This is a genomic window from Micromonospora sp. NPDC002411 (assembly GCF_053592955.1).
Genome location: NZ_JBSFBM010000316.1, coordinates 1 through 7846 on the forward strand (window position 1 = coordinate 1; position 7846 = coordinate 7846).

A 7846-nucleotide genomic window follows, 5' to 3' on the forward strand; every position below is an offset into this window, starting at 1 on the left:
CATGAGCGTATTTCGGGTGTCTAATCTTGAGGCCACAGCGGAATCAGCCTCGTTCCGGTCCCGGCCCCGCCGGGACCGGCTGGTGCACGGCGGCGCGACGGATCGATCCGGAGATCGGGGCATACCGGGCGCGATTGCGGGTATCGCGCGGCGGGAGGTGGCCCGAATGGTCGCTTTGGCACAGACTCCGCCCTCGGCCGACCGGCTACGGGCGATCGACGATTTCCTCGCTCAGGCGTGGGCGGACCAGGTCCGGCACGACGACCGGCTGCAGGGCCTGACGGTGGAGGTGCGGTTCGACCGGGGGGTGGCCCACCTCAGCGGGGACGTCGCCGAACCCGCCGACTTACGGCTGGTACGCGACCTGGTGGGGCGACTGGCCGGCGTCTACGGCGTCTGGTGCCGGGTCGGCATCGGCGGACGGGCGCCGGTGGTGGTGGACCTCGGTTGCGGGCCGACCAAGCAGTGGTCGAGCAACCTGGGTCTGGACATCTACCCCGCGCCGGGGGTGAACGCGGTAGCGGACCTGTCCGGCTCTCTGCCGCTGGCGGACAACTCGGTGGACGTCCTCTTCGCGGTGCACATCCTGGAGCACCTGATCGACTTCCTGCCGCTGGTGGACGAGTGCCACCGGGTGTTGCGGCCGGGTGGCGTCCTGCACGTGATGAGCCCCTGGTGGGGGCACGTGAACGCGGTGGCCGACCCGACCCACGTCCGGTTGATGGACGTGCAGACGTTCAAGGGGATCTGCCAGGGCCGGCCGCCGGGCACCCCGCGGTGGTACCCGCTGCACGCGGGCTGCGACGGCGCCTCGATCTTCGCCGACCTGACCCCACTCCCCCCGGACGGCGACCTGGCATCCAAACCGCACCTCGCCCGCTTCTTCGACTAGGGAGTCCTCGTGGACTCGCGCAGTTCCAGGCGGTAGGGAGCGGAGAGCGCTTTTGCGGGGGCGGCCCGGTCGCCGTCCAGGCGGTTGGCCAGGAGTTCGACAGCCAGGTGGGCGATCCGCTCCTTGTCCGGCGCGACGGTGCTCAGGGTGGGGATGGAGAACCGGCCGTCCTCGATGTCGTCGAAGCCGACCACCGCCACGTCCTCGGGCACGCGCAGACCGGCCTCGTGGAGTGCGCGCAGGGCACCGAGGGCCAGCGTGTCGTTGAAGCAGAAGACGGCGTCGGGGCGTACCCCGGAGGTGAGCAGGCCCCGCATTGCGGCCGCGCCGTCGGCGCGGTGCCAGGCCGACGCGGGCGCCACCAGGGCCTCGTCGTAGTCGAGCCCGGCGGCGCGCAGCGCGTCGGCGTAGCCGGCCAGGCGCAGTCGGGCGCTGGCGCCCTCGTCGGTGCGCTGGGAGCCGATGGCCGCGATCCGGCGGTGGCCGAGCTTGATCAGGTGGTCGGTGATCTCCCGGGCCGCGGTCACGTTGTCGATCACCACGCGGTCGGCAGGGCCATGCTCGACCCGTTCGCCGAGCAGCACCATCGGCGTGCCGTCCAGGCCGGCCAGGTCCTCCGCGGTGAGCGCCAACGGGCTGAAGATGAGCCCGTCGATCAGGTGGTCGGTGATGCCGGAGGCGACCACCCGTTCCTGCTCACGCCGGCCGCCGGTCTGGTCGATGAGCACCGTCCATCCGTACGCGGCGGCGGCGGTGACCACGTGGCGGGCAAGCTCGGCGAAGTACGGGATGTCCAGTTCCGGTACGGCCAACGCGATCACGCCGGTGCGGCCCTTGCGCAGGTGCCGGGCGGAGAGGTTGGGCCGGTAGTTGAGCTCGGCGATCGCCTCTTCGACGCGGGCCCGGGTGTCCGGCCGGACGTGCACGTAGCCGTTGACGACGTTGGAGACGGTCTTGACCGACACCCCGGCGCGCTCGGCCACGTCCTTGAGCCTGTGCCGCACTTCGCAACCTCCCCGATGTAACCCAGCGCACCATACCTCGCCACCAGCTCTTTACAACGTTGACTACAACGTTGTAGAAACGATGGACACCGGGTGAACGGTGACTGCGCTCACCCGTGCATCGGCAATGAGGAAAGGTGGCACCCCCTTGCGGACCGCGCAGCTGACGATCGACCCGGCCTTCTCCATCGGCCCGGCCGACCGACGCCTCTTCGGCTCCTTCGTGGAGCACATGGGGCGGTGCGTCTACGGCGGCATCTACGAGCCCGGCCACCCCAGCGCCGACTCCCGCGGCCTGCGCCGCGACGTGCTCGACCTGACCCGTGAGCTGGGCGTCTCGGTGGTCCGCTACCCGGGTGGCAACTTCGTCTCCGGCTACCGCTGGGAGGACGGGGTGGGCCCGGTCGGCGACCGGCCGCGCCGGCTCGACCTGGCCTGGAAGACGATCGAGACCAACGCGTTCGGGCTGGACGAGTTCATGACCTGGGCCGCCGAGGCGGGCGTCGAACCGATGATGGCGGTCAACCTCGGCACACGCGGCGTCCAGGAGGCCCTGGACCTGCTGGAGTACGCCAACCACCCGGGCGGCACGGAGCTCTCCGACCTGCGGCGCAAGCACGGCGCCGAGGACCCGTACGGGGTGCGGCTGTGGTGCCTGGGCAACGAGATGGACGGCCCCTGGCAGGTCGGCCACAAGACCGCCGACGAATACGGCCGCCTCGCCGCCGAGGCCGCCCGCGCGATGAAGATGATCGACCCGTCGGTCAGCCTGATCGCCTGCGGCAGCTCCAACCGGCGGATGCCCACCTTCGCCGCCTGGGAGGCGACGGTGCTGGAGCACACCTACGAGCACGTCGACTACATCTCGGCGCACACCTACTACGACCCGTCCGACGGTGACCAGGCGAGCATCCTGGCCTCGGCCGTCGACATGGACAACTTCATCACCGAGGTAGTCGCCACCGCCGACCACGTGGCCGCCAAGCAGCGGCAGAAGCGCAAGCTGAAGATCTCCTTCGACGAGTGGAACGTCTGGTACGAGTCCCGCCTCCAGGCCGACCTGGACCGGCGCGGCTGGGTCGAGGCCCCGGCGCTGATCGAGGACGACTTCACGGCTGTCGACGCGGTGGTCGTCGGCGACCTGCTGATCACCCTGCTGCGCCACGCGGACCGGGTCGGGGTGGCAGCGCAGGCCCAGTTGGCCAACGTGATCGCGCCGATCCGCACCCGCAACGGCGGCCCGGCCTGGCGGCAGAGCATCTTCCACCCGTTCGCGCTGACCGCCCGGTACGCCCGGGGCACCGTGCTGCGCACCGACCCGGTGTCGCCGCGCTACGACACGAAGAAGTACGGGGACGTGCCGGTGCTCGACACCGTCGCCGTGCACGACGAGGAGACCGGCGAGCTGACCGTCTTCGCCGTCAACCGCGACACCACGGACCTCCCGCTGGAGATCGACCTACGCGGCCTGCCGGGTCTGTCCGGCTACTCCTTCCAGAGCATCGCTGCCGGGTCTGACCCGTCGGCGACCAACACCGAGGCCGAGCCCGACCGGGTGACGCCCCGGGAGCTGCCCACCCCCACCCCCGACGGCGGCCGGTGCACAGTGCGCCTGCCCGCCGTGTCCTGGAGCGTGCTGCGCTTCGGCCCGGCCAACGCCTAGGTGCCGCACCGGTTCTGAGCAGGCACAATTCATCCCGTCCCCCTTCAAGGAGAGATAAAGCATGATCCAGAACGACATGAGCCGGCGTCGCCTGCTCGGCCTCGGTCTCGGACTCGGCGCTGCTGCCTCGCTGACCCTCGCGGGCTGCGGCGGAGGCGACGACAGCGCCTCCGGCCCGGCCGCCGGCAACGGCGGCAAGGAGTACACCGGCCCGAAGGTGGACCTGAAGCTGTGGAACGGCTTCACCGGCGGCGACGGCGACATCTTCAAGGCGCTGGTGAACCAGTTCAACACCGAGCACCAGAACATTGCCGTCTCGATCGCCACGTACCAGTGGGAGGACTACTACAACAAGCTCCCCGGTGCGGCCTCCAGCGGCAACGGTCCGGACATCGCGGTCATGCACATGGACCAGCTCGCCACCTTCGCCGCCCGCGGCGTGATCACCGAGCTGGACGACGTGGCCAAGACCCTGGAGCTCTCCGAGGGTGACTTCGCCCCCACGGTGTGGAAGGGCGGGCTCTACAACAACAAGCGGTACGGCATCCCGCTGGACATGCACCCGCTGGGCTTCTACTACAACAAGGCCGTCATGCAGAAGGCCGGCCTGGACCCGAACAAGCCGCCGACCACCAAGGACGACTACACGGCGGCCCTGGTCGAGCTGAAGAAGGCCGGCGTCCAGGGCTTCTGGGTCAGCCCGTTCCAGTTCACCGGCGGTATGACCTTCTACTCCCTGCTCAACCAGTGGGGCGGCACCCTCTTCGACGCCGAGGTCGCCAAGGCCACCTTCAACTCGGACCCGGCCGTCGAGGCCTGCACCTGGCTGGTCGACATGATCAAGCAGGGTTACTCGCCGGCCAACGTCGGTCAGGACGCCGACTACCTGTCGTTCAAGAGCAACAAGAACGCCTTCACCTGGAACGGCATCTGGCAGATCAACGACCTCAAGAAGAGCCCCGAGGTCCAGTGGGGTGTCGCGCCGCTCCCGCAGATCGGCAGCAAGCCAGCGGCGTGGGCCAACTCGCACAACTTCACCATCGTGAAGCAGCGGGCCAACAACGCCAACAAGGTCGCCGGGGCGAAGGTCTTCATCAACTGGCTGAGCGAGCACTCGCTGGACTGGGCCAAGGGCGGCCAGATCCCGGCCCGTAAGGCCGTCCGTGAGGGCGCCGAGTTCACGGCGCTGCCGGAGATCTCGGCGCTCGCCCCCGAGCTGGAGTACGCGGCCTTCCCGCCGGCGGCGCCGGGTCTGGGCGAGGTCATGACGACCTTCTACAACTCGTTCAACGAGGCCGCGCTGGGCAAGAAGTCGCCCAAGCAGGCGCTGGACGACGGCGTGGCGAAGGCCAACAAGCAGCTCGAGGACAACCGCAAGAAGTACGGGAGCTGATAACCCGTGGCGGACGTGATCGAGGTCGGGGCGGCGCGCGGTGACGCGCCGCCCCCGGCGGCCACAGCAGCCCGCCGGGCCGCCTCGGCGGGACGGACCAGACGGGCGACGCCATACCTGTTCCTCGCCCCGTACCTGATCCTGTTCGGGGTCTTCGGCCTGCTGCCGATCATCCTGGGTCTCTGGCTGAGCGTGCACCAGTGGGACTTCCAGCTGCCCAACCGGCCGTTCGTCGGGTTGGACAACTACAAGCAGCTGTTCTCCAGCGACTCCGCCGTCTACGGCGACTGGTGGCAGAGCGTCCGGGCCACCGCGATCTTCACGGTGCTGTCGGTGCCGCTGCTGGTGGTCGTACCCCTCGGGTTGGCTCTGCTATTGAACCGCTCCTTCCCGGGCCGGACCTTCTTCCGGGCGATCTACTTCGCACCGTACGTCCTGGGTGTGGCGGTGATCGGCCTGCTCTGGCGGTTCCTGCTCGACGCCAACCTGGGTCTGGTCAACCGGCTCCTGGGCGTGGTCGGGTTGCCGTCGGACACCCCCTGGGTGACCAACATGCCCTGGGCGTGGATCTCACTGGTCGGGGTGACCGTCTGGTGGACGTCGGGCTTCAACGCGGTGATCTACCTGGCCGGTCTGCAGGACATCTCGCCGGAGCTGTACGAGGCGGCCCGGATGGACGGCGCGAACGCGTGGCAGCGGTTCCGCAACGTGACACTGCCCGGCCTGCGTCCGGTGCTGCTCTTCGTGATCACCACGACCGTGCTCGCCTCGGCGAACATGTTCGGCCAGTCGTTCCTGATCACCCAGGGGACGCCCGGCACGGAGACCCGCACCGTGGTGTGGTTCATCGTCGAGGAGGGCCTACGGAACAACAACGCCGGTCGTGCCGCCGCGATGAGCATCGTGTTCGCCCTGATGCTGGCGGTCGTGAGCATCGCCAACTTCCGCCTCTTCCGCTACCGGGAAGACTGAGGGGACCGCCATGACGACGCCCACGCCGACCACCGGCGGCTCCGCATCGGGTCTGCGCCGGGTCGGGCTCTACGCCACCCTTGTCGCGCTGGCCCTGATCTTCCTGGTTCCGCTGGTGTGGATGGTCATCACCTCACTGAAGACCTACAGCGCCGCCCAGCAGATCCCGCCGAGCTGGCTACCGGACCCGCTCGCCGGCTACGGCTACGAGCAGATCCTCAACAACTCGGCGAACCCGGTGCTGCGCTGGTTCCTCAACAGCATGGTGGCCGCCACGCTGCACGCGCTGCTGGTGCTGGTGACCGCCTCGATGGCCGCGTACGCCCTGGCCCGGCTGAAGTTCCGGGGGCGCGGGGTGAGTTTCGCGCTGATCGTCGGGACGTTGTTCATCCCGCCGACCTCGCTGATCATCCCGAACTTCCTGATCGTGGACCAGCTCAACTGGATCGACACCCTGGCCGTGGTGGTGGTGCCCGGCGCGGCCAGCGCGTTCGGGGTGTTCTTCCTGCGGCAGTTCTTCCTCTCCCTGCCGAACGAGCTGGAGGAGGCTGCCACGCTCGACGGGGCGAACCAGTGGCAGATCTTCGTCAAGGTGGTGCTGCCGCTGTCCAGGCCGGCGTTGGCCACCCTGGCGGTGCTGTCGTTCCTCACCAACTGGAACGACTTCCTGTGGCCGATCTTCGTGTTGTTCAGCCCGGAGAAGCTCACCCTGCCTCCGGGCCTGGGTCTGCTCCAGGGCTCGTACGTCACCGACTATCCGGTGATCATGGCGGGTGCGGTGTTGGCCAGCCTGCCGGTGCTGATCCTCTTCGTGCTCGCGCAGCGGCACATCATCCAGGGCGTCTCCCGCAGCGGTCTGAAGGGATGACGCGCTCGACCGCCCGGCGACGCGGCGCGGCGGCGATCACCCTCGCCGCCGCGCTGCTCGTCACGGGCTGTTCCGACGGCGACGAGACCACCTACACGAGCAACGGGAGTGGCCCGAGGATGTTCACCAACCCGGTCGTCAGCACCGACGCCCCGGACCCGCAGGCGATCCAGGTGGGCGACACCTGGTACCTGTTCCACACCAACTCGCAGGGCCACAACGTCCCGGTGCGCACCTCGTCGGACCTGGTCGACTGGACCGAGGCGGAGGACGCCCTGCCGACGCTGCCGGACTGGGCGGACCCCGGAAAGACCTGGGCGCCGGAGGCGATCGAGCTGGCCCCGGACCGGTTCCTGCTCTACTACACGGTCGCGGGGCGGGAGTCCGGTCGGCAGTGTGTCGGGCGGGCGGTGGCCAGCGCGCCGCAGGGGCCGTACTCCGACGACGCGACCGGCCCGCTGATCTGCCAGGCCGAGTTGGGCGGGGCGATCGACGCCAGCCCGTACCGGGACGCCGACGGCAGCCTGTGGCTGCTGTGGAAGAACGACGGCAACGCGATCGGGGTGGACACCTGGCTCTGGTCGCAGCGCCTCGCCGACGACGGCCTGACGCTCGTCGGCGAGCCGACGAAGTTGCTCAAGCAGACCGAGCCGTGGGAGGGCACCCTGATCGAGGGGCCGTTCTTCCACCGCCAGGACGGTCGGCTGCTGCTTTTCTTCGCGGCGAACGCGTACGACCGGGCGGAGTACGCCGAGGGGTACGCGGTCTGCGAGAGCCCGACCGGCCCGTGTGTGAAGGCCACCGAGAACCCGATCCTGAAGAGCACCGACGTCGCCTCCGGCCCCGGCCACGCCTCGATGGTGGTCAAGGACGGCCGGACCTGGCTGCTGTACCACGCCTGGCCTCCAGGTCAGGAGGGCAGCACCGATCCGGGTCGGCAGGTCTGGCTGGACGAGGTGACCTGGGTCGACGGCAAGCCGGTCGTCAAGGGTCCGACCGGCACGCCGCAGCCCCGTCCCTGAGCTGATCGATCGTGCGGAGGGGCGCTTCGCCC

The 7846-nt window shown here is 69.4% G+C and carries 7 protein-coding genes; 6 read left to right on the forward strand and 1 reads right to left on the reverse strand.

Features of this window, described 5'->3' with window-relative positions:
- Window positions 1-166: 166 nt before the first annotated feature.
- Window positions 167-892, forward strand: a complete 726-nt coding sequence (locus ACWCO3_RS27930; protein WP_450012859.1) for a methyltransferase domain-containing protein — start codon at window positions 167-169, stop codon at window positions 890-892.
- Here the strand turns inward: ACWCO3_RS27930 and ACWCO3_RS27935 are convergent.
- Window positions 889-1896 carry a LacI family DNA-binding transcriptional regulator gene (locus tag ACWCO3_RS27935; RefSeq protein WP_145778803.1) on the reverse strand — a complete coding sequence of 336 codons (1008 nt, stop codon included), beginning with the start codon at window positions 1894-1896 and terminating at the stop codon, window positions 889-891. The genes ACWCO3_RS27930 and ACWCO3_RS27935 overlap by 4 nt on opposite strands.
- A 148-nt stretch (window positions 1897-2044) precedes the next feature.
- Here ACWCO3_RS27935 and arfA point away from each other — a divergent pair, with 148 nt between their 5' ends.
- From arfA to ACWCO3_RS27960, 5 genes are all read left to right on the forward strand, one after another.
- Complete coding sequence (arfA, locus tag ACWCO3_RS27940) at window positions 2045-3559, forward strand: arabinosylfuranosidase ArfA (protein WP_357929500.1); 1515 nt, start codon at window positions 2045-2047, stop codon at window positions 3557-3559.
- Window positions 3560-3620: 61 nt separating this feature from the next.
- A complete protein-coding gene (locus tag ACWCO3_RS27945) occupies window positions 3621-4952 on the forward strand; it encodes an ABC transporter substrate-binding protein (RefSeq protein ID WP_450012862.1) in 1332 nt (443 codons plus the stop codon).
- Window positions 4953-4958: 6 nt separating this feature from the next.
- On the forward strand, window positions 4959-5924 hold the full coding sequence (locus tag ACWCO3_RS27950; protein ID WP_358163493.1) for a carbohydrate ABC transporter permease: 966 nt from the start codon (window positions 4959-4961) through the stop codon (window positions 5922-5924).
- 10 nt (window positions 5925-5934) lie between these two features.
- Window positions 5935-6792, forward strand: coding sequence for a carbohydrate ABC transporter permease (locus tag ACWCO3_RS27955; RefSeq protein ID WP_208744922.1), 858 nt, complete (start codon window positions 5935-5937; stop codon window positions 6790-6792).
- A complete protein-coding gene (locus ACWCO3_RS27960; protein ID WP_145778799.1) occupies window positions 6789-7814 on the forward strand; it encodes a glycoside hydrolase family 43 protein in 1026 nt (341 codons plus the stop codon). The genes ACWCO3_RS27955 and ACWCO3_RS27960 overlap by 4 nt, the downstream gene beginning before the upstream one ends.
- Window positions 7815-7846 lie beyond the last annotated feature (32 nt).